The organism is Myxococcus sp. SDU36 (genome assembly GCF_030168875.1).
GTDB lineage: Bacteria > Myxococcota > Myxococcia > Myxococcales > Myxococcaceae > Myxococcus > Myxococcus vastator.
This window is the reverse complement of the sequence record NZ_CP077414.1, coordinates 6,824,794-6,851,166: the sequence shown is the minus strand read 5'-3', so window position 1 is coordinate 6,851,166 and position 26,373 is coordinate 6,824,794. Positions and strand designations below refer to the sequence as shown.

Below are 26,373 nucleotides of genomic sequence, written 5' to 3'. Positions count from 1 at the left end.
TACCACGCGACGCAGCGCGACAACGTCCATGCACGTCCAGACGACGGAAGACGCTCGCGGGAGATGTCTCTAGACTGTGTATCGCGCTCGAGGACAGTTCCTGTTCCGGACGCGCTCTCCAAAAACAAACATTAGGAGCATGCCCATGCGTCTGAGGCCTTCGCTGTATCTCGCGAGCACGCTGCTGCTTGGCATCACCACCGGCTGCGGCGAGGAGCTCGCGCCCCACGAGGAGGCGCTCGGCGTGGTGGAGGCCGCGGCGGTCTCCACCTCCGGCGCCACCACGCACTTCCGCAACTGGCTGTCGTCCAACGGCTACAACAGCTACGACTTCGTCCGCGCGGACCTCAAGGGCGGAAGCTACGGCGGCAAGGCCAGCGCCTCCGACACCGTGACGAAGCAGCCCGTCATCTTCATCCACGGCAACTCGGACAAGGCGGTGGGCTCGGGCGTCTTCGGCCAGACGGGCTGGACGAACTCCATCGAGTACTTCCACTCGCGGGGCTACAAGACGAGCGAGCTGTACGCGACGACGTGGGGCCCGGCCAACGCGCTCCAGTCCGCGAACCAGTACCACTCGAAGCAGAACGTGATGAAGGTGCGCAAGTTCATCGAGGCGGTGAAGGCGTACACCGGCGCCTCGAAGGTGGACATCATCACCCACTCCATGGGCGTGACGCTGGCGCGCAAGGCCATCCTCGGCGGCACGGCCCACGACGCTGCGGACGGCGGCAGCTACAACGTGGGCGCGCCGCTCACGTCCTCGGTGGACACCTTCGTCGGCATCGCCGGCGCCAACCTGGGCCTGACGTCTTGTTACATGTCTGGCCCGTCGACGCCCACCTGCGGCTCCACCAACGGCCTGTACCCGGGCTACCTCTACTGGGGCAGCGTCACCGGCCGCTCCGCGTACCTCAATGACCTGCGCGCCAAGAGCGGCTACGAGGGCGCCTACCGCTACGCCCTCTACTCCACGGCGGACGAAATCATCGGCTACGACGGCATCGTCTACGGCGAGTACACGTCGCGCCTCCCCGGACAGACAGGCGAGAAGCGCTACACCGGCTACCCCTACGGCCACTTCAACTCGAAGGACCTGACGGCGGAGGTCCAGTACGGCATGGTGGTCAACCACACCATCCCGTAGCCGGCTCCACGCGAGCGCCTCCACCCGCGCATCCGGGGTGGAGGTGCACCGGGCAGCGCGCTACGGCTGGGGCAGCACGCCCGGCGTCGGCTCGCCTTCCTGGCCCGGCGTGGGCGGAGGCAGACTCTCCGGCGTGAGCGGCTCGGATGCCGGCGCGGGCGGAGCCTCCGGCCGCGGCGCCTCCTCCTTCGCGGGCGCGGACGGCACCTCGATGCGCTCCGCCGCCACGTCGCGGACGAAGGCGAAGGCCGCCTCGTTGAAGCGCTCCGTGCAGTCGAGCTGCACGGTGTGCCCGCAGCCCTCCAGCGCCACCAGCTTCGCGCCGGGGATGTGGGACGCGCCGTACTCCATGACGCCGCGCGCCTCGCCGCCGTGGAGGAAGGGGCTGGGGATGAGCCGGTCATCCGTGCCGTAGATGATGACGGTGGGCACGGTGACGCGGTGCAGGTTTCCGCGCACGAAGTCGTTGTTGGACAGGCCCCGCACCGTGCGCACGTTGGCGTAGGCGTAGGCGTCGAACTCGGGCGACTTCGCCAGCCGCACGCGCTCCTCAATCAGCCACTCCAGCTCCGGCCGCCAGTGCATGAAGTTGGCCTGGCGCACGCTGCCCCAGATGCTGGCCTCCGGCGCGGTCTTGATGAACTCAAAGCTCATCACCCGCGCGAACCACTCCTTCTCCCGCCAGCTGAACTTCTCGAAGCCGGCGGGCGACGCCAGCACCAGCCCGCTGAGCGACGCCGGGTAGCGGATGGCGAAGGAGAGCGACGTCTGCCCGCCCATGGAGTGGCCGGCGAGCACGGGCGTGTCCAGGCCCAGGGTGTCCACCAGCTCCAGCACCGCGTCCGCCATGGCCTCCATGGTGTACGGGAAGCTGCCGGGCTTGTCGGACTTGCCGTAGCCGGGCAGGTCCACCGCGATGACGCGGTAGCCCTGCTGCTGGAAGGCGTCCAGCTGCGCCCGCCAGAACTTCAGGTACGAACCCAGGCCGTGGATGAAGACGACTGCCTTCGCGTCCGGGCCGCTGCCGGGCATGTCCACGTAGGCCATTTCGGGCACCACGGCCATGCCGTACTGGTTCGCGGTGCGCGGCAGCGCCAGCCGCTTCACCGGCCAGGGCTGCTTCGAGCCCTCGGAGGTGTAGTCCAGGTCCTGGAAGGAGAGCGCGGGCTGCTGCGCGAACGAGCGCACGCAACCGGCGGAGGAGAGCCCCGCCGCGAGGAGCAGGGCCGTGAATGCGCGGGAGGTGCTCATGGTCAGAACGCGTACCAGGTGAAGGTGGTGAAGACGGAGAAGGGGTTGGTCCGGATGGTGGGCGAGCCCTCGTAGAAGCTGCCCCGGAACAGGTAGCCCGCGTGCAGGCCGGCCGTCATGAGGTAGCGGATGTGGTAGCGCAGCTCCGCGTTGACCTCGGTGCCAATGTACCGGCCGCGCTCGACCTCGGGCGTCCACCGCACGGGCGTCGCGTCGGAGGTGGCGGTGCCCACGCCCAGCTTGAGGTTCAGCTTGTTGGGCACCATGTCCCACGCCGCGGTGGCGATGGCCGCGCGCATGCCGTAGCCCTGGTTGGAGATGTCCGTCACCGCGCCCGTGTAGTTGTTCACCGTGCTGGTGAACGGGAACAGGATGAGCATCTTGTGGTTGAACCACACCGCGCCCGGCAGGCCGTACTGGTTGAGCGTGAAGGCGCCGGTGTAACGCGAGTCGGACAGGTCGCTGTCACCGGTGGTGTACATGCCCTCCAGCGTGAGCATGTCCGCGGCCCCGCGGCCCCACTGGTACATCAGCTCCAGGTTGGCGGAGAGGCCGGAGATGGTGAGCTCGTCCAGGGCGGAGCGCTCAGGGTCGTCGCTGACGTACTTGCCGCCGTTGTACATGACGAAGCCGGACGCGCCGAACCGGCCCGTGCGGAAGTCGATGTTGTGGTTGAAGTTGGCGCCCGCCCAGAAGACGTTGCCCGTGGGCCGCGCGATGTCGAAGCGCGCCGTGCCCGTGAAGGTGTTGAGGCCCGTGGAGGACGGGCCGCTCTTCACCAGGCCCTCGAAGGCGTAGGCGTCCCCCTTCGTCTGGTCGTTGAGGAACCACAGCGACAGGCCCACGTTCGTGTTGGGCCGCACCGGGTACACGTAGTCACCAGTGATGAGCCAGATGTACTTCAGGCGAGGGTCGTTGCGCGTGGCCTTGTCCGCCTGCGCGGTGCCCAGCGGCAGCAGGCTCAGCTTGGCCAGGCCCTTGTAGCCGCTGAAGAGCGAGAGGCCCGTGGCGTCGCTGCCCAGGAAGCTCATCTTGTAGCCGGTGCGGGTGATGTCCGACAGCGGCGTGCGCGTGGGGTCGTAGACGTTGTCGTAGGCCGGCTGCGTGCCCACCAGCAGCGTCAACTGCCGCGGGTTGCGCGTGGGGTACAGCGCGACGTTGACGTTCTTCGTCTGGATGTTGACCTGGTCGGCGTTGAAGCCGCCGCCCTCGTTCTGCTGGAGCGCGTTGGCGGAGCGGCCCCACATGTAGTCGATTTCGAACTGGGCCCGGAAGGAGGCCAGCCCGTCCACGAAGTGGGGGCTGTACTCCAGCACCGGAATCCACCGCTGCTCGATGAAGTACGCGGACAGGCCGGGCTCGGCGCGCACCGCGCTCCCCGCGGGCAGGCCGATGGGGCCCAGCGCCACGCCGCGGAGGCCGGCCGGGTCGCCGACCTGGTTCTGCACCGACACGCGCGTGAAGAAGTAGTTGATGAGGCTGAACTCGCGCGGCTTCGCGTCCTCGTCGCGGTTCGTCTCGTCGTTCCACTCACCGAAGTAGAGGCCGGGAACCGGCGTGCTCTGCGCCGCCGCCGGGAGCGACACCCCCGCCAGCGCCAACGCCAGGGCTCCCGCGGACCGCCGCGCCGCCCTGCGTGCCTCGGAAAACCACCACCGTGCCATAAACACCTCGGCCCCGTGCGCGGGGCGCTCCCAGCCTTCCGGCCGGACTGCGAACGTCTGCGTGCTCCACCCCTGCGACCGCGCCACACGGCGACCGCCGGGCGCGGGCCCCACACGGAAGGGAGGAGGAGCACGCCTCCCTCCCGGCGGGTTTCACGCTAGCTGCCGCTGATGACGTAGCTCTGCACCGCGCTGCCCTCGAATGGACGGCTCTCGCCCGCGATGACCTGGTTCACCGTGGCCGAGCCCACGCCGCCCGCCGCGCAGTTGGCGCCCGTGGCGCCGCCCTCGAAGAAGAGCTCCAGGTCCAGCCGCCGCTGGTCCGCGGAGAACGAGCCGCGGCCCACCTGGCGGAAGCCGGGGAAGGTGAACGCGACGTCGAAGCACTCGCCGTTCGCCGACACGTTCTCGATGCTCACGACGGTGGAGGTGAAGGACAGCGCGTTCTGCGGCAGGTCCGGGTTGCAGGTGCCGGTCTGGCCCGCCTGCGGCGCGCCCTCGATGGTGCCCGGGATGCTGTCCACCCGGAAGTTGCCGCCCTGCACCGACATGGTGACGCGCTGGTAGCACTGCGAGCTGGCGCCGAAGTTGACGTCCTCGCTGAAGCCGTTCGGATGGGTCGGGATGTCGTCCCCGGTCATCGTCAGCGTCTTTCCTTCCAGGAACGTCAGGATGCCCTGCGACGTGCTCAGGTTGGGGGTGTTGTCGGGGCCGTTGTCGATAGGGTCGCTCTCACCACAGCCCACCAGGGACAGCGCAGACGTCATCACCGCGGACAGCAGCATCTTCTTCATGGGTTGCTCCTCTTCCTCCGGCGGGCATCGCCGGGCTGACGCGACAGTCGACAGGCAGCGAGCCACCGTTGGCGTGGCCCGTCCTTCAAGGTGCCTTCACGCTCAATGACGCGAGCGGTCCCGGTCCGCGGCCACGGCCGCGTCGCGAAGCTCGCGCTTGAGAATCTTTCCGGCCGCGGAGATGGGCAGGCGCTCCAGCAGCTCCACGCGCTTGGGCACCTTGAAGCGCGCCACGCGTCCCCGCAGGTGCTCCAACAGCGCCTCCGACGAAACCTTCCCATCCGGCTTCAACACCACGAAGGCGCGGCCGACCTCGCCCCACTTCTCGTCGGGCACGCCCACCACGGCGCACTGGGCGACGGCGGGGTGCTCGTACAGCGCGGCCTCCAGCTCCAGCGGGTAGATGTTCTCCCCGCCGGAGATGAACATGTCCTTCTTGCGCCCGGCGATGGTGAAGAAGCCGTCCGCGTCCCTGCGCGCCAGGTCGCCGGTGTGCAGCCACCCGTCCGGGTCGATGGTCTCGCGCGTGGCGGCCTCGTCCTCGAAGTAGCCGGAGCACATGGAGGGACCCTTGAGGAGCAACTCGCCCACCTCGCCCGTGGGGACCTCCCGGCCGTCGTCATCCACCAGCTTCGCGGCGATGAAGTAGTTGGGCCGGCCAATGGAGCCCGCCTTCGACACCGCGAACTCCGGCCCCATGCTGAAGAGGCCCGGGCCGAACTCCGTCATCCCGAAGCCTTGCTTGAAGGGCACCGGGTGCACCGCCTGCCACGCCTGGATGAGCGGCACCGGCAGCGCGGCGCCGCCGCTGGTCATGAAGCGCACGGAGGAGAAGTCCGTCGTCTTGAAGCGCGGCGACTCCAACAACTGCTGGTACTGCGTGGGCACCGCGAAGAAGAGCGTCACCTGCTCCCGGGGGATGAGGTCCAGCAGCGCCTCCGGCTCCCACCGGCGCATGAGGACGACGGTGCCGCCCACGGTGAGCAGCGGCAGCGTGTACACGAGCAGCCCGCCCGTGTGGAACATGGGCGTGTGCGTCACCGTGACGTCGCCGGGCCGCACCTCGTGGACCAGCGTGTTGAGCGTGTTCCACGCCACCATGCGGTAGCTGACGCGCGCGCCCTTCGAGCGCCCCGTCGTCCCGCCGGTGAAGATGAGACAGAGGATGTCCTCCTCGGACACCGCGTCCTGCGTCACCGGCGCGCCCGGCACGTGGGCCAGCGCCGCGGCGTAGGCGTCCGCGCCCGGCAGGCCTCGCGACTCCAGGGCCACCAGCCGGGGGCCGCCGCCCAGGCGCTCGCGGACGTCCGCCACGGTGTCACCGAAGTCGTCGCCGAAGAGGAGCACGCCGGGGCGGATGGAGCGCACCAGGTCCGCCAGCTCGGCGGCGTGCAGGCGCCAGTTGAAGGGGACGAAGACGGCGCCGAGCTTCGCGCAGGCGAACAGCGCGTCCAGGTACTCCACGCCGTTGTGGGCCACGATGCCCACCCGGTCCCCCTTCTTCACGCCGGCCACGTCACGCAGCCAGCCGCCCAGCGCGGTGGCGCGCGTGTTCATCGCGCGGTAGGTGAAGCGGCCCGCGTCCCCTCGGGAGGGGTCCACCACCGCGACGCTGTCGGGCCAGTACAGGGCGCCACGGCCCATCCAGTCACCGATGAACATGTGAGCGCCCTCCGTCATGGCGTGACTCAGGCCGTCCAGCGGTAGAGGGCGGAGGCCATGGCGAGCCCGCCGCCGCTGGCGCACAGGGCCACCAGGTCGCCGCGCTTCACCTTGCCCTGCACCACCGCGTAATCCAGCGTCATCGGGATGCAGGCCGAGCCGGTGTAGCCCCACTTGTCCATGGTGTAGTGGGCCTTCTCCATCGGCTGGCCCAGAATCTTCATGGTCGCTTCGATGGTGCGCAGGTTGAGCTGGGTGAAGACGAACTGCTTCACGTCGTCCAGCTTCAGGTTCTGCCGCTTGAGGAGCTGGTCCAGCAGCATGGGCCAGCGCTCGGTGTTGAACGTCGCGGGGAACTTGCGGACGAACTGCACCGCGGGCTTGCCGCCCGTGAGCGCCAGCGACTCGGCGGTGGCCGGGCGGTTCGTCCCGCCGGTGTAGACGCCGAGCGCGTCGTGGTACTCGCCGTTGGCCAGCAGCTTCGCGCCCATGAAGCCGGGCGTGTCACCCGCGCCCAGCACCACCGCGCCCGCGCCGTCCGCGAACAGGGTGGCCGTCTTCTTGTCCTTCCAGTTGATGTAGCGCGACATGCCGTAGGCGCCCACGACGAGGATGCGCTGGTAGCTGTCATCCGCGGCAATCGTCTTGGAGCCCACGTCCAGCGCCGTCACCCAGCCCGCGCACGCGCAGTTGAGGTCGTAGGTGCCGGCGTTCACCGCGCCCAGCTTCGCCTGCACCACGGAGGCGGTGGCGGGGCTGAGGTAGTCCGGGGTGTCGGTGGCGATGATGATGAGGTCCAGCGCCTCCGGCTTCGTGCCCGCGCGCTCCAGCGCCTGGCGGGCGGCGCCCACGCAGAGGTCGGAGGTGGCCTGGTCATCCGCCATCATGTGGCGCTCGCGAATGCCCACGTTCTGCTGGAGCCACTCATCCACCTTCTCACCGAGAATCTTCTCGACGTCGGCGTTGGTGAGGACCTTCTCGGGGACGTAGCGGCCAGTGGAGAGAATCTGGGCGTATCGCATGGGTGTTCGTCAGCTCCGGGCGGCGCGCGCCGGGCGGCGGGCGGAACGCAGGGTGTTCTTCTTCGGGGTCTTCGGCTTGAGCTTCGGCTTCGGCTTCGAAGCAGCGGAGGGTTTCACGGTGTTGCGGCCCGTGGACGCGCGCGGGTCCAGGCCGTGGGAGATGAGCGTCATCGCGGTGTCGAGCACGCGCTCGAGCCCCGGGTCCTCCTCCCAGAGGACCCAGCGCATGCCGAGGAAGTCACTGATGCCCATGAGGCAATAGGCCAGCGCCTCCGGGTCCATGCGCCGCACCTCGCCCGCCTCCATGGCGCGGGTGAGCCCGCTCACGTAGCCGCGCGCGAAGCGGTCGTAGTAGCGGCGGTAGCACGCCTCATCCACGAACTCCGCCTGGCGCACCACGCGATAGAGGTTGGGGTGCTGCCGCACGAACTGGAAGAAGGTGCGCAGGCCCTGGCGCTCCACGTCGACGCGGTGCTCACAGTCGGCCACGGACTCGGCGATGAGCCGGCGCAGGCGCGTGCCCAGCTCGTCCACCACCTCGACGAAGATGGACTGCTTGTCGGGGAAGTAGACGTAGAACGTCCCGAGCGCCACGCCACCCTTGCGCGTGATGTCCGCGATGGAGGCGCGCTCGTAGCCCTTCTCACCGAAGACCGACTCCGCGGCCTTCAACAGCTTCGCACGCGTCTTCTGGCCTCGCGGCGTGACGGGTCCGGAGCGGTCTGGAGAAGCTGAAGCCCGATTCATGTTTCACCTAGCGGTAGCACCCGGCAGAGAGGGTGTCAAAGCACGGTCGATGGCTCCGCGCGTCAAAGCGCACATACGACGCGGAGCGTCAGCGCGCGTGTCGCGCCAACGACAGAAGAGCCTAGCGTGAATGCGCGCCTCGCGCGTCCCAGGTCGCGGTGGGGCACGGTGCTCCCGCGCTGGGGGGGCGGCGCGGGCACGGCGTGCCGCATCATCGTCGGTCCGTGCGGCCGCGGTCGGCGCAACGTGCTTCGAGCAGAGAGATGCGCAGGGCGCTTCGGGAGGTGGCGATTTCCGCGTCCAGGCCCGACGATGGGGCGCTGGTGGCGCACCTGGACGAGCGGCTCACGCGGGAGGGCGCGGACTGGCACGTACCCCTGTGTGACGGCCACGACGCGCACAACCTCCCCACCCGGCCGACCTCGCGTCTGGGTGGGGACATGCTCCACGGAGCTGGGCCGTCCGCGTGGCGGACGCCCTCACGTCACGGCAGCGTGCGCACCGGCCGGAAGCCAATGCGGTCCAACGACGCCTTCGGGTACGCCTGGGAGCGGAATGCCGCGCGGCTGTCATAGGGCCGGTCGAGCGCGCTGCCACCGCGCACCGTGCGCTCCACGCCGTAGTCCCCCAGCGTCGTCCCGCCGATGATGGGGTCCACCACCTCGCCCTCCTTGTCGAAGGCCGTGTACTCCGAGATGTCCCACACCCACTCAGCGGCATTCCCCAGCATGTCGAAGAGGCCGTAGGCGTTCGCCTTCTTTTGCGCCACGGGCTTCAACTTGTTGTCGGAGTTCTTGTCGTACCAGGCGACCTCCTCCAGCTCGCCGTAGCGGCGCTCCGTGGACTTTCCGCGCGCGGCGTACTCCCACTCCGCCTCGGTCGGCAACCGGTAGCCCTTGCAGTCGAGCCCCTTCGGCCACGACGCCTTGTCGCCGTCAATCTCGTAGCAGGGCTCCAGCTTCTCGCGCTTGGACAGCGCGTTCAGGTACTCCAGGGCCTGGAAGAAGTTCATGCCCACCGCCGCGCAGTCGTAGCCACACTCCGCGTCGTAGAAGTCGTTCGGCTTGCCGGTGATGAAGAACCACTCGCCCTGCGTCACCTCGGTGGCCTTCATGGAGAAGCCGCGCGTCAGCTTCACCTGCGCCACGTACTCGTTCGACTTGCGGTCGACGTCTTCGCCGTCAGAGCCAATCTGGAAGGTACCCGCGGGGACGGCGACGTACTTCGCGAAGTGCGCGCCCACGGAGCTGGGCTTCTTCGGGCCCTCGTCGCGCTTCACGCTCTTCGAGCGGCGGAACTGGCCGATGCGGTCCACGCCCTTGGGCAGCGCGCAGCCCCAGCTCCCGGCGCTGCTGCTCTTCTCCCACGTCCCGCCGCCGCCCGTGCACTCGACACACATGGAGCGCTGCGACGGCTTCCGGGCGAAGGACGAACGGCACTCCGACGGGCTGGTGACACTCTGCGCGAACACGGGGGCGCTCAAGACCACAAGGGCATATACGAAGCGATGTAAAGTAGACATTCCCGCCAAGCTACTCCAGACGGACTCAGCGTGAATTCGAATTCTGGATGGCTCACGCCTGAAAGGCGGCGGCATCGCTCCACTGGCTCACGGGGATGAAGCGCAGCCCCTCCGGATTCAGGGCCAGCACCTGCTCCACTAGCGACTGGTGGAAGACGTGGGTGGAGGGGGTCTCCGACAGACAGAACGCAAGCCGCCGCTCCAGCGGAATCTCCAGAAGCAACCGCTCGTCCAGCACCAACCTTCGGACTCCGAGGACCTCCCCGTCGTCATGGAGCGACAGCACCGAGCGCTCACGGTCGACGCAGGCAATCCAGTTGTGGACGTGCATGATCCAATAGGGTCTCACATCATCAGGCGTCACTCGGACATCCGCCGGGATGAACTGCACGCCGTAGATGTCCAGCGCCTCCAACGCAGTCTTGAGACGCGGAGAGAACACCGGCTCGGGCAGCTCGTGGAAGTCCACCATGAGGGGATTCCTGGGGATGGGCTTTCCCAGCCTGAGCTTGACGGGGCGCCCCAACGGCTTGACAGGCCTGGGCCTCACCAGCCCCACGAAGAACTCGTCCCGAGCCAGCATGGGGTAGTCATTCGACGCGGCGGACTCCAGGACACAGTACTCGTTCTGCATGGCAGTCATGCTCCAACGACGAGGGCTCGTGCGGGCAGCGGCTGTCTCGTCACGCTGTGCGCCAGCCCGTGATCGCGTCCCTGTGGGCATGGTGCCGAAGTGGGTTTCTGGCTGATGCTCCGCAAGCCGCCACAGCCCACGCCGCCCACCCGATAGTCGAGTCCATCCCGGGTAAGCGTCCACAAGCCCGATTCGATACTCTTCAGAATCTCCGCGCTCACCTTGTCCAGGGTCGCGGCGAGAGCGTCCGGGTTCGAGCAGTACTCGCCTGACAACACCCGCCGCTCAAGGTCACGGAGCCTCTTCTTCACGGCCTTGGGGTACGGCAGGTGCAAGTCATGGGCGAAACCCTCGGCATGGTTGCCCCGGTGCACCGCCACACCCAACTGGCACGCGAGCGCCATCTTCATTGGGAGGAAGACACCGTTCCGATTCCGGTCCGGGTGGTAGCCGAACTGCGCGCAGAAGGCCGCCCAACCGTCGTCGTCCAGCGCCTCCAGGCAGATGAGGTGGTGCGCCGCCAGCGAGAAGGGCCCCGCGTACCACGGATGCGTGGACAGCTCCCGCCCCTCCAGCATGTTTCGCCCCAGCACCGCCGAGTTCCCCAGGTTGCACCCCACCCTGCCCTTCCTGTCAAAGGCGTGCGCCTCCTTCCCGCAGTAGTCACACGTCTCCTCGGGCTCCCCCTGCGCCACCTCCTCCACCCGTACCGCCACTGGCGGCGCGCCCTGCGGCTGCATGATGGGGAACGGCGCCGTGTTGTGGTCATTCAGCGTGAAGAGGTCGAGGTTGCGCACCACCGGCCTGCCCTCGATGAAGACGTCAGCGGAGTAGCTCACCGGGTGGGCGCGCCCCTTCGTCGTCCCCGACGTCACGCCTCCGCCCGCCGTGCCCGCCTCGTTGCCGGTGGACCTGCCCAGGTATGAGTCCCGCAGGGCCACCGACGCACCATGGATGCGCACCGTCCGGGAGCCATTCTCCAGGTCCCGGCTCACCGCGACGTTGGGGAACGGCACGGGCAAAGGCCCTCCCGGCGAAGGCACCCGGCAGACGTCCGGAAAGCCCACCACCGTGCCTCCGCTCTCCTCGGTGACCGGCGTCATGCCATTTATATACACCTCGCCCTCGTCGGACATGCGTGCCCCCCAGGCTTGCGCGCATCAAGCGCCGCATGCACTGGACATTACCTGGGAGGTAGCCTGAAGAAGAGCCAACACCAGACATCTCGTCAGGAAGGCGACACACGCGCTTCCACGGGTCCTCCCTTCCAGCACCCTCATTGGGATTCCCGAGAACCTCCCGGTGCCACAAGGCCGCAACTGCCCGATTCCACGCCAGCGTGGGGCGTGATTTCGCGATGCGCGCCTGCCCAACAGTCCCTTCAAGCAAGCCCCCACCGGTGAGCGCCCCCCCCATCCCCTTCAGTCCGTCTCCACTTCGATGCGCTCCCAGGAGCGGGCATCCAACGCCGGGGGACGGCCCTTCCTCGCGAGCGAGGGGATGTGCAGGTAGTCCGGCTCGGTCGTCAGCCCCTGGCGCTCGGCCATGTAGACCAGGCTGAGCCCCTCGACGCAAAAGCGTCCCTCCGTGACGAGGACTTCGGGAGCCACACTTCCATGGTCCTCGAGCTCCGCCCACTCGTCGCTCCGCGCCTCCAGGTACTGCTCCAGCGCCGCGTTGAAGTCATCTTCGCGGGCGTTCATGAGCGCCTTGCAGACGTCCAGCCGGAAGTCCTCCGAGCCTTCGAGCGCCTTCTCATAGCGCTCGAGCAGCGCCTCCAGCGTGGTGCGCGACGCCCCCAGGCAGGCGTGCTGCATACAGAACTCCACGAAGAGGAAGTCCTCCTCATACTCCTTTCCCTGGACCCACGTCCGCCGGGAGTGCCGTGCAATCTCCTCCGCTCCCTGAGCGTCGCCGGCAGCCAAGGCGTCGAAGAACGGCAGCGCCTTGCTCCCGAGTCGCCCCTCCTCCGCTGCGTGCGCGCTGAAGAAAGCGAAGGCGCGGCCACTCTGGTGCAGGTGAAAGCGGAGCGCGTCGGGCGAGCCATCCAGGAAGAGCTTCCCGATGCCCGCGATGCGGAAGTTCTGACAGAACGCGAGCACCTTGCGCTGGGGTGCCCCCGCACGGATGCGCGGAAGGAGCCCCAGGTTGTCCTCCAGCGCATTCTGGACATAGACAGGCAGATACACGGCGCTCATGTGTCGCTCCTCCGAAGTGACATGCAGCCCACCGCGCCGTGCTCGGAGCTGGATACGACGAGCGAGCAAGCCTGCCGGCCGTGGCCCCGCGAGAGGTCGTGCGCGGCCAGGCATACGCCCAGCGCGCCACTGGCAGCCCCCACGTCTCCCACATACGTGACAGGCAGGTGCAGCCGCGCCGCGCCGAGCCGCGTCCCGAGGTGGACGCGAACGCAACCCCACTCATGGGACCGCCACTGCTCGCCGTTGAGGTCGGCGTAGACATCCCCTTCAAAGGGAGACGGCAGGCCCGACAGGACGTCCTGGATGCACGCGGCGAGCCCGCGGCCCATGTTCTGCCGCCCTGAGCCGAAGTGGTCGGGCTCCCGGCCCGTCGCAATCGTGTCGATGCGGATGGCGGACTCCACGCCGCGGCGACGCGCGCTCGCGTCCGTCTCCACCAGCAGGCACACGCCGGCCTCCCCCGGCATCAACCCGACCGGATGGTCCTCGGTCTTCAGCCGGCGGTGACTGGCGAGCTGCTGGAGAAGCAGTTCGTCCAGGTACGAATCCACCGCGACCAGCACCACGCGCTCCAGGCCGTGTGAGGCCATCCATTGCTGGCCCTGCTGGAGACCCGCGGCGGTGCCCGCGTGCCCGCTGGAGATGAGCGCCACGTTCGGCTCGGCGATGGCCAGCCCGAGCGAGCGATGCAGCGGCTGGAGGTAGCTCTCGCGAATCTGCTCCAGCGCCCCTCCCGGCGCCGACAGGAAGACCTCGTCATCCGCGGGGGGTGTCACGACGACGAGCCCCGTCTTCTCCCAGAAGGCAGCAGGCCTGCCCGACACGCCGGGATGAGACAGCAGGTCCTCCACGGCGCCTCGCGCCAGCCGCAGCCACCGGCCGATGAGCTGGAAGCCCTCCGTGTAGCCCCGGATGGGGTGGCCCGACACGGGGATGTCCTCCTGGGATTCCTCTTCCACCACCCGGAACTCCCGAAGCTTCCGGGGCCGTGAGATACCGGCGCGAATCGCAGCGCAGGCGGCCTCCACGGAGTGTCCGACGCTCGTCACCGCACCGGTCGCCATCAGCACCAGACTCAAGGGACCTCCCCAGCGAGAACGCTCCCGCCCTCAGGCGGTCATCAGGCTGTCGAAACCGCGGAGCGGCGAGTCCAGACGCAGCGCCACCAGGCCCTGGAGCTGCCGCAGTTGGAAGGCCGCTCGTGCCGTGGTCGCCACCTGGAGGGCACCTCGGGTGCGGACCGCCAGCTCCAGCGCCCAGACCGGGCGCAGGCACGCGGGCCCATGGGTCAACTCCGCGGACACGGCCGCGGGGCTCCAGGGGACGCCCCGGACGAAGCGCCCTCGCTCGTCGAAGCGTGTCCGCGCCTTCTGCCACCAGGCACGCACAGAGGCAGCCCGCACACGGCCGGGCGGACGCGGAACCCGCCATGCGCCTGTTGCCGCTCCCATCTCGCCAGCGCCCTCCTCCGCGGATGAAGGGGCTTCGTCGTCCAGTTCGTCCGTGAGCAGGTGCTCCGTGAGGTCGAGTCCGGTGATGATGGCGAATGCTTCGGCCGCCAGCCGGGAGACCGCTTCTTCCCGCTGCATCACGTCCACCAGCGCCTCGGCCGCGACCCGTCGCCCGCTGAACCCCAGGGCCCAAAGCACGTCCTCGCGGAGCCGCGACGCTTCCGCTGCCTCAAGGAGCAGCCGCATGTCCGCGGGCTCCCCGCCTGACGCGAGCGCCAGCGTCGCCAGGCGGCCAGCCTCGCCCGGCGCCCCCACCTGCCGCCGGCACGCATGCCACGATTCGCGCAGCCCCAGGATGAGGCCCGTCTCCAGGGCCGCGCATCGCACGGCGTCCTCGGCATGCGCCAGCCCCTGCCGCACGAGTCCCTCCGCGACCGGTCGCGCGGTGAAGCGCGCTGCGCGCAGTGCGGCCTCCCACAGGGCCGGCGCGTCGGCGGCGCCGAGCGTCCGAGAAAGCGCCGTGCCCGGGTCCGCCTGCCACGCGGTCAGCACCTCCAGCAACATCGCCTGGGCCTCCGGGCCCACTCGCGCCACCTGAGGGAGCAGCAGGGCCTCGAACCGGCTCCGGTCGGCGAGCTCGAAGGCGCGTTGGATTTCGGGGCGCGACTCCTCCGGCCCCTCCGTCAGGCCCCGCAGCAGCAGCACCAGGGACGCGGCCCCTTCCCTTTCGAGGAGCGCGAGCGCCGCGGGACCGACCTGCCACAGGTCCTCGCCCTCCAGGGCGGGCAGCAGCAACCGCCTGGCGACGGGTGCGCCTCCGATGACGAGCCCCTCCACGTGCGCGAGCAGGCGTGCCTCGTCGCCCTCGGCGACCTCCTCGAGCGACTCCTCCCACGAGGCGAGCGCGCGCTCCCGCTGGCGCCAGTGGAATGCGGCCTCGTCCAGGTGCTCCTGCATGACGTCCCAGAGGATGCGTCCAGGGCGCTGACTTCTGGCGAGACCTTCGCGTGGGGGGCCGGGCGGAGTGTGCATGGGCTTCGTCACGCGTCGCTGAACTTCAGCTCCGACACGAGGAGATTGCTGAAGTCACCTTCGCTGAGCTCCTTCGCCAGCTCGAAGCTCAGCACATAGGACTTGGAGTCCTTGTCGATGCGGAATAGCGGCGGAGCGTTCTTCATCTTCTTCCGGTCGAGCACAGGCACGTGCACATCGACGATACGCTCCGGGTTCTCCGTCCCTCGCTGGACATCGCTCGCGTCCATATCCAGACAATCAAAGGTCCCCAGCGGGTTGATGATGAAGTAGTCCCGGCTGTAGACGCGCTTGCGGTGGTCGTACAACGTGAAAGACAGGTACTCCACCTTCTCGTCACCGCAGTGCTTCTGGATGATGTCTTTCACGTCCTTATGGACGATGAGCATCTGCTGCGTGTTACCGAGCAGCGAGGACAACTGGATGCCGAGGTTCTCCTTGTCCATGTAGAGGCGGGCATCCCTGGGCAGGATGGCACCCACGGGCTCGCCCAAGGCCACGCGCCACGAGTCCATCCCGATGCCCTTGATGAAGTTGCCCAGCATGCAGAGGTCCGGGTCGTCCTGGTCGCCCATGTTGTCCAGCATGAAGAACCGGAGATTTCCCGCGGTCGCAGCATGATCGCTCATGACTTGAAGAGACCCTTTAGATTCGACTTGGTGGGAGTCTTGTTGAAGTGGCTGGCCGGGATTTCATCCAGCGCATCGCCCTTCATTGTCCCCGCTGCCATCAGCTTTCCCGCAGCAATAATCTTGTCATACAGCAAGCTGGAAAGCGCCTCGATCTCCAACTTGCAGGCCTTGTAGTCGGCGGGCGGACCCTCGTGCTTCTGCACGGCCGCACGAACGGGCACCAGGTACCACTTCAATTTGTCGCGCACGTGGTTGCGGTAGGCCCGGTGCGAACGGTGCTCCGCGGTGAGCCGGTGCCGGGGCAACTGCAAGGCCCGCGCGACCTTCTCATCCATCGGCAACAAGATCATGTTGACCTTGTGATTGAGATTGTATTTCTCCCTGAGCAACCCGCTGCGAACCTTCTTCACATACACCATTTGCAAGGGCTGACCCTCACCCACCTTGGCGATGCAGGACTTGAGCACGTTGTTGGGCACGAGGTGGTGCGCCTCGTGCCAGAAGGGCACGTTGCAGCTGGTTCGGAAGTTGTGCCCCTCTGCCGTGACGTCCCAGGCCTTGTTCTCCCCGTTGGGAGCCTGGACCCGCCGGGTGCCGCTGCGGGCGCGCACCACCATCGCGAACGTCTTCTGCTTGCTCAGGGCTTCATAGGCGGGCCAGTTGTAGGTCGCCTTCGTCTCCAGCGCTTTCTTGAAGGCTTGCCAGCGATGGTTGCAGGAGACGGCCTTCAGCACGCCCTTGCCATTCTGCTCGCGGCTTCCGTCGTGCCGGTTGAGACACGCACCACCTTCCGTCGAGTTCCTGACCACCTTGTGCTTGACGGTGAGGTTCTTGTCGTCCCAGTTGTGCTGTTCTTTCGACATGACGAACTCCTGGGTCTGGTGTGCCGTCAGTTGATTTGGACCTTGCCACCCTTGATTCTTTGCACTTCGTCCGCCTCGGTCCGGATGTTGATGCCGCGCAGGAGCACCTGCCCATTGCGGCGCAGGGTCAGGCTGGCCTTGCCACAGCGCAGGACGACCTCATCGCGTCCCTCGATGACCACCCGCTGCCCGTCGACCTGGGCTTCCATGGGCGCCTCATCAAGGGGAGGTTCAAGCGCGGCATCCAGCAAAGGCGTCTCGCTGGGCGCATGGATGAGCCCCATCAAGAGGGGCAGGCCTGGATCGCCATTCTCGAAGAGGAGGATGGCGCCCTGCCGCAACTGGGCCGCACGGGTCAGGGCTTCGCGGTCCAGCGGTATCGCGCTGCGTGCGGGAAGGGGCCCGTGCGGGTTGCCGGGATAGTCCACGAGCGCCCCGCCGGCACTGCTGGTACCTGTCACCCATCCCACCTGGGGACCCAGAATCCGTTCCGCCAGCGACTCGGACGGGGCACTGCGCTTGTGACCAGGGCTTGAGGTGTCCATGCGGGGTCCCTCGGGTAGCCGCCTGGCGCTACCGCGGCTTGCCACACTCGTCACACACGATTTCGGAGCTCCCTCCCACGGCAATCACCGGGGGCTGCATGACGGGAAAGGGCGGGGTGTTCTTGTCGTTGTGGAGCATCAGGTCCATGGCGCGCGCCACGTTCTTCCCCTCGAACAGCACGTCGAAGGAGTAGTTGACGAACTCGGCCTTGCCCTTCGTCTTGCCGGAGACCACGCCTCCGGCGCTACCGGCCTCGTCACCCGTACTGGAGCTGAAGTTCGAGTCCTTCACGCAAACCGGGTTGCCTTCCACAGACACCTTCTTCGTCCCCTTCGCCGTATCCGAGGACTTCGCGATGTTGGGATAGGGAATGGGGACAGGCCCGGCCGGAGTCGGTGTCTTGCACACGTCAGGGAAAGCGACGGTGACACCGTTACTGTCCTTGGTGATGACCGACAGCTTGTTCACACCCACGGTATTCGCCATGTCCGCCCCCAGGCTTTGATGAGCTTCAGGCAGGGAGGTCAGCCGCCGCCACGCGCCGTGCCACGAACAGTCCAGTGCTCGACCACCGCTCGCCCGCACACGACACGCGGTGTCAACGAACCCCGGGGCAGGTGCCACCGCGCCTGGCTCGCCCCAGCTTCCCGCCGCTCTCCAGCCGAGGCCTCGCCCGGCGGACAAGCACACCTTCCCACCGGTAACTCCGGCACAGCTTCCGACGCGAACGGACACCGCCTCCGGACTTGCATCCTTGGAGCTTCAAATTTAAATTATCTGCCGCCCGACCAATGTACCTATAAAATCAAGGCAAACGCCCCCATGTTCCTGGACGAGCTCGACCACCGCATCATCGACATGTTGCAGCGCGACGGCCGCGCCACGCAGCTGGAGCTGTCGCGCGCGGTGAAGCTGTCCCAGCCGGCGGTGGCGGAGCGGATCCGCAAGCTGGAGGAGCGCGGCGTCATCACGGGCTACTCGGCCCGCGTGGACGCGGCGAAGCTCGGCAAGGACATCACGGCCTTCATCGGCGTGAGCATCGAGCACCCGAAGTACTTCGACGAGTTCCTGCAAAAGGTGCTGTCGCTGCCGGATGTCCTGGAGTGCCACCGCGTGGCGGGCCAGGACTCGTACCTGCTCAAGGTCAAGACGGCGAACACCCGGTCGCTGGACTCGTTGCTGGTGGGAACGCTGCGCACCATCGCGGGCGTCACCCGCACGCAGACCACCATCGTCCTGACGTCCATGAAGGAGGACACGCATGTGCAGGTGCCTCCAGAGAACCCAAAAGGAGCGTGATGCATGAGCGCTGACGCGATGAGCGCCCCCCTCCCCCCGCCGCCCGTATGGCGGCTGGCCCAACGGATGTCCCGCATCAAGACGTCCGCGGTGCGCGAAATCCTGAAGGTCGCCGAGCAGCCCGACATCCTCTCCTTCGCGGGAGGCCTGCCGGCCCCGGAGCTCTTCCCGCTGGAGGCCATCGCCGAGGCTCACGCCGAGGCCCTGGCCACCGAAGGCCGCGCCGCGCTCCAGTACAGCACCACCGAGGGCTTCGGCCCGCTGCGTGAGTGGATCTGCGGCCACCTCCAGAAGCGCGGCCGCCAGTCCAACGCGGACCAGGTGCTCATCACCAACGGCTCGCAGCAGGGCATCGACCTGGTGGCCAAGGTGATGCTGGACCCCGGCGACCTCGTCATCGTGGAGAACCCCAGCTACCTGGCGGCGCTGCAGACGTTCGGCGCCTACGAGGCGCGCTTCGCCACCGTCGGCAGCGACGACCAGGGCATGCGCACCGATGACCTGGAGCGCCTGCTGGCCACGCACAAGCCCAAGCTGGTGTACGTGGTTGCCAACTTCCAGAACCCCAAGGGCACCACCCTGTCCCTGGAGCGGCGGCGCGAGCTGGTCCGCCTGGCCCAGCAGCACCGCTTCCTCATCCTGGAGGACGACCCCTACGGCGAGCTGCGCTTCCGCGGCGAGCACCTGCCGTCCCTGGCCGCCTTCGACGACGAGGGCGTCGTCGTGTCGCTGGGCACCTTCTCCAAGACGCTGGCCCCGGGCCTGCGCCTGGGCTGGGCGGTGGGCCCGCGCGACTTCGTGCGCAGCCTGGCCGTCGCCAAGCAGTCCACCGACCTGCACACCGCCACGCTGGCCCAGCGCGCGGTGGTGAAGCTGCTGGCGCGCTTCGACTACGCGGCCCACCTGGAGTCCCTGCGCCCCGTCTACGGCGAGCGCGCCCAGGCCATGCTGGACGCCCTCCAGGCCCACATGCCCGCCGGCACCCGGTGGACGCACCCCGAAGGCGGCATGTTCCTCTGGGTGGAGCTGCCCGGCGGGCTGGACGCCCAGGCGCTGCTGCCCAAGGCGGTGGCGCAGAAGGTGGCCTTCGTGCCGGGCGCGCCCTTCTTCGCCAACACCCCGCGCCCGGAGTTCATGCGCCTCAACTACTCCAACCGCCCGCCGGAGCTGATTGCCGAGGGCATGCGCCGCCTGGGCGCCGTGATTGCCGCCGAGCTGGGTTGAGCCGCTGACGGAGGGCCCTTGCCGCGCCGCGTCGGAAACGGCGCGGCGCTCTTCGTTTCAGCGAAGTTGAAGCTTGATTCAGGTTTCAAATCTTCCGGCGCTGGCCAGGGCGGTCGGGGTTTCGTACCCTGCGCGGCATTTCGTACCACCCCACCTGCCGGAGAGAGACACATGCAGCTCAAGGACCTGAAAATCATCGTCACGGGCGGCGCCCAGGGCATGGGCGCTCACTTCGCGCAGCGCCTGCACGAGGCGGGCGCCCAGGTGGCCGTGGGTGACGTGGCCGAGGAGCGCCTCGCTTCGCTGCCCGCCGGCATCCACCGCCGCAAGCTGGACGTGTCCTCCGAGGAGGACATTGTCTCCTTCGTGAGCTGGGCGCAGGGCGCCATGGGCGGCCTCAACGGCCTCATCAACAACGCGGGCATCCTGCGGGACGCGCTGCTGGTGAAGAAGGACCGGACCACCGGCGAGGTGAAGAAGCTGGCCACCGCCGACTGGAACGCCGTCATCGGCGTCAACCTCACGGGCGCCACGCTGATGGTGCGCGAGGTGGTGGCGAAGGTGGCCGAGTCCGGCCAGAAGGGCGGCGTCGTCGTCAACATGTCGTCCATTGCCCGCCACGGCAACCGCGGCCAGTCCAACTACGTGTCCGCGAAGGCGGCGCTGGCGGCCAACACCGTCACCTGGTCGCGCGAGTTCAGCCCCTTCGGCGTGCGCGTGGGCGCGGTGGCCCCGGGCATGATTGAGACGCCGATGACGCAGGGCATGAACCAGAAGGCCCGCGACGCGCTGGTCTCCAACATCCCCGTGGGCCGCATCGGCCTGCCCGAGGACATCTGGCTCGCCGTGAAGTTCATCCTGGAGTGCGACTACTTCAACGGCCGCACCATCGACGTGGACGGCGGCCTCAACTTCTGAGTGAGGCCCCTCCTCCGGGCGGCGCGGCGCCGTGCCGCCTGGAGGTCCGCTGGGACTTGCGCCTCACCGCCGGCTGGCGTCGCTGAGGCGCAAGTCCCGCAGCAGCGCGGGCTCGTCCGCGTAGAGCAGCTTGTAGGCGCTGTAGCTGCCCAGCACCTTCTTCACGTACCCGCGCGTCTCCTCGAAGCCGATGTGCTCCACCCACTCGTCGAGCTCCGCTTCGGGCAGCGCGTGCCGCCAGCGCTCCACCGCCCGGGGTCCGGCGTTGTAGGCCGCCACCGCGTAGGCCACGTTGCCGCCGAAGTGCTTGAGCAGCTGTCCCAGGTACGCCGCGCCCAGGCGGATGTTCGTGTGGGGCTGGAGCAGCGCGGACTCGCCCGGCATCGGCATGTCCAGCGAGTCCGCCACCTGCCGCGCCGTGGCCGGCATCAACTGCGCCAGGCCCAGCGCGCCCGTGGCTGAACGCGCGCGAGCGTTGAAGCGGCTCTCCTCGCGGATGAGGCCCTGGAGCAGGTCCGGGTCCACGCGGTGGGCCCGCGCGTAGCGGGCAATGGACGTGCGGTACGCCAGCGGCCAGGTGGCCTCCCAGATGGGGCGGGACGCGGCGCTCAATGGGCCGTGGACCTCCTGCTTCAGTGAGGTGCGCGCCACCTGCCGCGCGGCCCGGCTGCGACCGGTGCGCTTCAGCGTCTGGTACAGCAGCCGCGCCGGGGCCTCGGGCAGCGCGCGCGCATCCACGGCGAGGAACTCCTCCACCGCGCCGGGCAGGCCCAGGCGCATCAGCTCCACGCCCGCGTTGAAGCGCGCGTCCTTCGCCAGCGCGCCGGGCGGCAGGGGCCAGATTTCCTCGGACTCGCCCACCTCCGCCATGGCCTCGTCCGTCGGGGCGTCACCGCGGCCGGAGCCGCCAGTGCCCTCCAGGGACTCGGGAGGCACGGGCTTGGGGTAGAGCCGCGCCAGGCGCTCCGGTGAGAGCAGCGCGAGCCGTGAGCGCGCCAGCATCCCGTACCAGGCCGCGGGGCGCTCGGCGGCGATGTGCGCGTAGGCGTCGAGCGCCGCGTCCGCGGAGACGCCGGACTCCTGCATGCGCGCGCGCCAGTACCGTGAGCGCCACAGCGCCTCGTCCGTGCGCGCCGCCTCGGGCAGGTTCTCCACCGCCGTCAGCGCGGCCAGGGCCGCTGGGGCGTTGGCCTTGCGGGAATGCAGCCAGAAGGCGCGGAAGAGCGACTCCGAGGCGAAGTTCCCCGCCGGGTAGCGCCGCGCGGCCTCTTCGTAGCGCGCCAGGGCCGTGTCCACGTCGCCCGTGCGCTGGAGCAGCCACGCCTCGAAGAAGAGCGCGTCATCCGCGTAGCCATGCTCCGGGTAGTCCCGGGCGAGCGTGGCGTAGGTGGTGATGGCCGCCTTCGGGTCCACCACCGACTGGGAGTAGCCCAGGATGTAGAGCGCCTGGGGCCGCTGCTCGGACGCCGTGCAGCCCTCCACCATGGGCTCCAGCATGTCGATGGCCCGGCGATGCTTGCGCTCCTTGCGCAGCGCCCGGCCGTACGTGAGGTGCGCGCGGCAGGCCAGCTCGTCGGGCAACTCCAGGTGCGGCAGCACCTTGTTCAGCAGCGCCATGCCAGCGTGGTTTCGGTGCAACTCCACCAGCGCCTCGGCGCGGCGCACCCGCCACTTGAGCGGCAGGGGCAGGCCCTTCAGCCGCTGCTCGGCGCGCCTCGCCTCGCGCGACAGCGGGCTGGTGGCCCACACCTCCAGCAGCGCGCGGTGCTCAGCGTTGTACTGCCCTTGCGCGCGCGCCAGGTCGCAGATGGTCAGCAGCGCCTTCATCCGGAGCGCGTCCGGCCCTCGGGACTGGCGGCTGTCGATGAACTCCTGGAGCGCCGTCAACGCGCCCGGGATGTCCCTCCTCCGCTGGAGCACCCGCGACAGGCTGAAGCGCGCCTCCGGGTACAGCGGCGAGCCCGGGCTCACGTCGCGGTACTGCACCGCGGCCGTGTCCAGCTTGCGCAGCCGCTCGTTGGCCTGGGCGGCCCGCAGCAGGCTGTGGTCGCGCAGCGCGCCGTAGTCATCCGCCAGCGCGGCGAACTCGTCGGCCGCCACCGCGTGGTTGCGCGCCAGCAGCGCGCTCTGCGCCATGAGGAAGCGGACCTGCGGCGTGGCGGCCTCCTGGGCGAGCAGCGCCCTCGCGCGTGCGTAGCGACGACGCCGGAACTCGGCATGCGCCTTCGCCAGCGAGCCCTCCGCGAAGTACGGCGCGAGCTGCCCCGGACCGAAGGCCTGGGTGGCCAGCTCCCCATCCGAGGGCTGCGCCACGGGCGAGTCGAGCAGCGCCTCCAGCTGGTCCTCGGAGAGCACGTCCCCGGGCGCTTCCTCCAGCGGCGCCTGCGCACGGGAAGGCGTGGCGCCCAGCATGCCCGCGCACGCGAGAAACACCACGGCACCTGCTCGAAGTCCCACCATGACCGCCCTCTTTCTTGAACCCGGGGCGGCAATGCATCGTCACGCGGCACGCATTGGGGAGCCACCCTCCGGGCACACCCGCGCGCGCGCGTCAGCCAGCGGATACAGCGCCGGTGTGTGCGCCAGGGACAGTGCTCGAAATCCAACGGGCGCACTCCGCGCCCAGGCCATTTTCGCCCCTAGAGAACTAATGCAACACGATTGCACATATGGGTCCGCCGTGACATATGTCGGGGCCGCGCGAGGCGACACCCGCCCACGCGGTTCTCCACCCAGTGCCGGGACAAGTGATGCACCTACGAACTCTTCATCTGGCCCTCCTGGCCGCGACGGCCATCCTCCTGGGGGGCTGCGGTTCCTCCGACGACCCCGAACCCGTCGAGTGCGGTGGCTACGGGCACCTGCACGGTGACCACTGCCACTGTGACGAAGGCTATGAGGCGGACGGCCTCACCTGCGTCCCCGCCGAGGAGCCCGTCGTCGAGTGCGGCGGCCACGGGCACCTGCACGACGACCACTGCCACTGTGACGCGGGCTACACCGAGCAGAACGGCACCTGCGTCCCGGCCGAGGAGCCCGCGCCCGACTGCGGCGAGCATGGCCACGCCCACGGCGACCACTGCCACTGTGACGCGGGCTACGTCGAGCAGGACGGCACCTGTGTCGCGGAAGAGGAGCCCGCGCCCGACTGCGGCGAGCACGGCCACGCCCATGGCGACCACTGCCACTGTGACGCGGGCTACGTCGAGCAGGATGGCACCTGCGTCCCGGAAGAGGAGCCCGCGCCCGACTGCGGCGAGCACGGCCACGCCCATGGCGACCACTGCCACTGCGACGCGGGCTACGTCGAGCAGGACGGCACCTGCGTCCCGGAAGAGGAGCCCGTCACCCCGCAGTTGCCGGCGTACACGCTGGTGCCCATCGGCTACCCCTCCGGCACCGGCAGCTATGCCCAGGCGCTGAATGACGCCGGGCAGGTGGTGGGCAACGTGCGCTCGGCCGTGGTGGGTGGCACGCCGCCGCCGCTCATCGCCTACCATTGGAGTGACGACACGCTCACCGAGCTGGGCACCCTGCCCGGCAGCAACGCCTTCAGCCGCGCCTACGGCATCAACGCCAGCGGCGTGGTGGTGGGCGAGAGTGACAACGACGCGCCCCGCGCCTTCCGCTGGGAGGCCGGCGTGCTGACGGACCTGGGCACGCTGGGCGGCGCCACCGCCGTCGCCACCGACATCAACGACAGCGGCGTCATCGTGGGCAGCGCCTCCACCGGCACCGCCAGCCGCGCCTTCCGCTGGGAGGCGGGCGCGATGACGGACCTGGGCTCACTGGACGGCCTGAACACCACGCTGGCCCGCGCCTGGAGCATCAACGCGCACGGCGACGTGGTGGGCTACAGCAAGAACGCCCAGGGCGTGACGCGAGCCACGCTGTGGACGCGCGAGGGCACCCGCGTGAATCTGGGGGCGCTGGATGTCACGCGCGCCAGCCAGGCCCATGACGTGAACGACGCGGGCACGGTGGTGGGCTCCGCCGTCGTGGGCGCCACGTCTGGCGGCTCACCCATCTACAACGCCTTCGTCTGGAGCGACGGCACCATCCGGAGCCTGGGCACCCTGCCGGGCCTGCCCGGCGCCATCCACAGCGAGGCCAAGGGTATCAACGCGGAGGGCTGGGTCGTGGGCTACGTGGGCCAGTACTACGGCAACACCACGCTGGGCACCGCGTCGGCCGTGGCGTGGCTCGGCGAGCAGATTCACGACCTCAACAGCGTGCTCCCCGCCGGCAGCGGATGGACGCTGCTGAGCGCCGAGGACATCAACGCCCGCGGGGACATCACCGGCCTGGGCCGCTTCAACGGCACGCTCACCGCCTACAAGCTGGTGCGTCAGTAGGCGCGCCCCCGGTGGGCCCGAGGGGGACGCCCCCCTCGGACTCACTTCTCCAGGTCGCCGACAATCCGGCCGATGGGCGACGGCTCGCCGCGCAGCTTCTGGAAGAAGTTGCGGTTGTCGGTGCCCTGGTCGAAGACGCTCAGGGTGTCATTGATGCCGTTCTTGTCGGGACGCATGCCCGAGTAGTCCTGCCGCGACGGCAGCCCGTGCTCCGCGCGGATCGCGTTCTCGCTGGGCGCCCAGCCCGCGGGCGTGTGCGGCGTGGGGCGCAGGCCAATCGTCTCGAACTCCTCCCGCAAGCGCAGCCGCTCCTCGACCGTCTCCTTCATGGGCCTCGTGTACTGGGGGTGCTGGTTGAAGACGTCCGCGTTGCTGTGCTTGCTGGCCGCCAGCGGGCTGACCTGCACGCCGTTGGACGCGCGCCACGCGTGGACCGACTCGTGGCCCAGGCTGTTGAAGCGCGGCCCCGTGGCCTGCTCGTTGTACCGGATGTCGCTGGGCCGGCCCGCGCCAGGCTGGCCTTCGTAGCGGTACGCCGGGCGCGTCGAGGCGTAGGTGCCGTCGTTCCGGGGCACGTGGGACATCGGCATGGCGCTGTTGCGGCCCGAGTAGATGTCCGCCACCGTCAAGGGCTGCCGCTGGGTGCCCGTCATCCCGGGGTTCACCGCCTGCGTCCGGCCGTTGAGCTCCGTCATCAACTGGTTGCCCTGGGGCTGGCTCGTCAGCCGGTGCGTGGAGGTGCGCACGTCCGAATTGAAGTCCGCGAAGTCCGCGCCGGACTGGCCGCTGTCACGGCGCGTGCGGATGCCCTGCAGGTCCGGGTGCACCACGCCGTAGTCCGTGCGCTTGAGGTTGTCCTTGCCCGTCTGCAGCTCGCTGGGTGTCGGGCGCGGGGCGTTGGGCCCGGCTGCGGTCTCCGTCTTCGGCGTCTTGTCCGTCTTCTGCGGCCTGCTCGCGTCCAGCTTCGGGGGCGCGCTGTTGGAGCGGGGACGCGAGGAAGAGGACGAGGGCTTGGAGAAGGAGGGCTTCGAGCGGAGCTTCATGGGAGCCTCGGGAGCGGGAGGAAGGCGACGCTCCCACACCAGAGCATGTCCCATGCCTGCCGCGCCGCGTCACAACCCGGGCAACAAAGCTCGTGATTTCAAGAGGTTCCGCGAGGCAGGGGGCGGCTCCCGGGCGGAAAGGCCGGTGACACCGCTCACCCCCTGGTGACGGGCGTCACCAGTCACCACCACGGGTGGCTCTGACGGCGGATCCGCTCCACGCGGCGCCGGACGCTGCGGTGGCCCGATGCCAGGCACCCGCACCGCCGGCCTGCCACGCACCGCGCCGCGATGCTGGCGTGGGGGCCGGCCTTCGGAGCGCTGGAGGTGGAGGGCGGGAGGGACACCCGGGGAGAGCGCCTGCGG

23 protein-coding genes are annotated in these 26,373 nt (G+C 69.0%); 5 read left to right on the top strand and 18 right to left on the bottom strand.

Features of this window, described 5'->3' with window-relative positions:
• Positions 1 to 145: 145 nt before the first annotated feature.
• A complete protein-coding gene (locus KGD87_RS27850; protein ID WP_284663929.1) occupies positions 146 to 1,147 on the top strand; it encodes a lipase family protein in 1,002 nt (333 codons plus the stop codon).
• A 60-nt stretch (positions 1,148 to 1,207) separates the two neighbouring features.
• Here KGD87_RS27850 and KGD87_RS27845 read toward each other — a convergent pair whose 3' ends face one another.
• From KGD87_RS27845 to KGD87_RS27770, 16 genes are all read right to left on the bottom strand, one after another.
• Complete coding sequence (locus KGD87_RS27845) at positions 1,208 to 2,398, bottom strand: alpha/beta fold hydrolase (RefSeq protein ID WP_284663928.1); 1,191 nt, start codon at positions 2,396 to 2,398, stop codon at positions 1,208 to 1,210.
• A gap of 2 nt (positions 2,399 to 2,400) precedes the next feature.
• Positions 2,401 to 3,999 (bottom strand): hypothetical protein, encoded by a 1,599-nt coding sequence (locus tag KGD87_RS27840; protein WP_284663926.1) that lies wholly within the window; start codon positions 3,997 to 3,999, stop codon positions 2,401 to 2,403.
• A 221-nt stretch (positions 4,000 to 4,220) separates the two neighbouring features.
• The gene (locus KGD87_RS27835) at positions 4,221 to 4,856 is read right to left on the bottom strand and encodes a hypothetical protein (RefSeq protein ID WP_284663924.1); all 636 of its coding nucleotides are present in this window, start codon (positions 4,854 to 4,856) and stop codon (positions 4,221 to 4,223) included.
• A 102-nt stretch (positions 4,857 to 4,958) separates the two neighbouring features.
• Positions 4,959 to 6,518, bottom strand: coding sequence for an acyl-CoA synthetase (locus KGD87_RS27830; RefSeq protein WP_284663923.1), 1,560 nt, complete (start codon positions 6,516 to 6,518; stop codon positions 4,959 to 4,961).
• A gap of 26 nt (positions 6,519 to 6,544) precedes the next feature.
• A complete protein-coding gene (locus KGD87_RS27825) occupies positions 6,545 to 7,540 on the bottom strand; it encodes a 3-oxoacyl-ACP synthase III family protein (RefSeq protein WP_284663921.1) in 996 nt (331 codons plus the stop codon).
• A 9-nt stretch (positions 7,541 to 7,549) separates the two neighbouring features.
• Complete coding sequence (locus tag KGD87_RS27820) at positions 7,550 to 8,287, bottom strand: TetR/AcrR family transcriptional regulator (protein WP_284663920.1); 738 nt, start codon at positions 8,285 to 8,287, stop codon at positions 7,550 to 7,552.
• 484 nt (positions 8,288 to 8,771) lie between these two features.
• The gene (locus tag KGD87_RS27815) at positions 8,772 to 9,758 is read right to left on the bottom strand and encodes a formylglycine-generating enzyme family protein (protein WP_284663919.1); all 987 of its coding nucleotides are present in this window, start codon (positions 9,756 to 9,758) and stop codon (positions 8,772 to 8,774) included.
• A 103-nt stretch (positions 9,759 to 9,861) separates the two neighbouring features.
• Complete coding sequence (locus tag KGD87_RS27810; RefSeq protein WP_284663918.1) at positions 9,862 to 10,443, bottom strand: imm11 family protein; 582 nt, start codon at positions 10,441 to 10,443, stop codon at positions 9,862 to 9,864.
• A gap of 5 nt (positions 10,444 to 10,448) precedes the next feature.
• Positions 10,449 to 11,579, bottom strand: coding sequence for a PAAR-like domain-containing protein (locus tag KGD87_RS27805; RefSeq protein ID WP_284663916.1), 1,131 nt, complete (start codon positions 11,577 to 11,579; stop codon positions 10,449 to 10,451).
• Positions 11,580 to 11,864: 285 nt separating this feature from the next.
• Complete coding sequence (locus KGD87_RS27800; protein WP_284663914.1) at positions 11,865 to 12,641, bottom strand: Imm49 family immunity protein; 777 nt, start codon at positions 12,639 to 12,641, stop codon at positions 11,865 to 11,867.
• Positions 12,638 to 13,708, bottom strand: a complete 1,071-nt coding sequence (locus KGD87_RS27795; RefSeq protein ID WP_284663913.1) for a hypothetical protein — start codon at positions 13,706 to 13,708, stop codon at positions 12,638 to 12,640. Before KGD87_RS27795 ends, KGD87_RS27800 begins: the two co-directional genes overlap by 4 nt.
• A 45-nt stretch (positions 13,709 to 13,753) precedes the next feature.
• Positions 13,754 to 15,052, bottom strand: a complete 1,299-nt coding sequence (locus KGD87_RS27790; RefSeq protein ID WP_284663911.1) for a TIGR02270 family protein — start codon at positions 15,050 to 15,052, stop codon at positions 13,754 to 13,756.
• A gap of 83 nt (positions 15,053 to 15,135) precedes the next feature.
• Entirely contained in the window at positions 15,136 to 15,756 is a 621-nt protein-coding gene (locus KGD87_RS27785) for a hypothetical protein (protein ID WP_284663909.1), read from the bottom strand.
• A complete protein-coding gene (locus KGD87_RS27780) occupies positions 15,753 to 16,622 on the bottom strand; it encodes an AHH domain-containing protein (RefSeq protein WP_284663908.1) in 870 nt (289 codons plus the stop codon). Before KGD87_RS27780 ends, KGD87_RS27785 begins: the two co-directional genes overlap by 4 nt.
• A gap of 26 nt (positions 16,623 to 16,648) precedes the next feature.
• Complete coding sequence (locus KGD87_RS27775; RefSeq protein ID WP_350100063.1) at positions 16,649 to 17,083, bottom strand: DUF6484 domain-containing protein; 435 nt, start codon at positions 17,081 to 17,083, stop codon at positions 16,649 to 16,651.
• Between the two features lie 112 nt (positions 17,084 to 17,195).
• Entirely contained in the window at positions 17,196 to 17,654 is a 459-nt protein-coding gene (locus tag KGD87_RS27770) for a DUF4150 domain-containing protein (RefSeq protein WP_284663905.1), read from the bottom strand.
• A gap of 336 nt (positions 17,655 to 17,990) precedes the next feature.
• Between KGD87_RS27770 and KGD87_RS27765 the strand changes: the two genes are divergently transcribed.
• From KGD87_RS27765 to KGD87_RS27755, 3 genes are all read left to right on the top strand, one after another.
• A complete protein-coding gene (locus KGD87_RS27765; RefSeq protein WP_284663903.1) occupies positions 17,991 to 18,467 on the top strand; it encodes an Lrp/AsnC family transcriptional regulator in 477 nt (158 codons plus the stop codon).
• A 3-nt stretch (positions 18,468 to 18,470) separates the two neighbouring features.
• On the top strand, positions 18,471 to 19,691 hold the full coding sequence (locus KGD87_RS27760; RefSeq protein WP_284663902.1) for an aminotransferase-like domain-containing protein: 1,221 nt from the start codon (positions 18,471 to 18,473) through the stop codon (positions 19,689 to 19,691).
• A gap of 171 nt (positions 19,692 to 19,862) precedes the next feature.
• On the top strand, positions 19,863 to 20,609 hold the full coding sequence (locus KGD87_RS27755; RefSeq protein ID WP_176419089.1) for an SDR family oxidoreductase: 747 nt from the start codon (positions 19,863 to 19,865) through the stop codon (positions 20,607 to 20,609).
• Positions 20,610 to 20,672: 63 nt separating this feature from the next.
• Here the strand turns inward: KGD87_RS27755 and KGD87_RS27750 are convergent, their stop codons facing one another.
• Positions 20,673 to 23,069, bottom strand: coding sequence for a lytic transglycosylase domain-containing protein (locus tag KGD87_RS27750; protein ID WP_284663897.1), 2,397 nt, complete (start codon positions 23,067 to 23,069; stop codon positions 20,673 to 20,675).
• 290 nt (positions 23,070 to 23,359) lie between these two features.
• Between KGD87_RS27750 and KGD87_RS27745 the strand changes: the two genes are divergently transcribed.
• Entirely contained in the window at positions 23,360 to 24,964 is a 1,605-nt protein-coding gene (locus tag KGD87_RS27745) for a DUF3466 family protein (RefSeq protein WP_284663895.1), read from the top strand.
• Between the two features lie 41 nt (positions 24,965 to 25,005).
• Here the strand turns inward: KGD87_RS27745 and KGD87_RS27740 are convergent, their stop codons facing one another.
• Positions 25,006 to 26,007: a M91 family zinc metallopeptidase gene (locus KGD87_RS27740; protein ID WP_284663894.1), complete on the bottom strand. Its 1,002-nt coding sequence runs from the start codon at positions 26,005 to 26,007 to the stop codon at positions 25,006 to 25,008.
• Between the last annotated feature and the right edge of the window lie 366 nt (positions 26,008 to 26,373).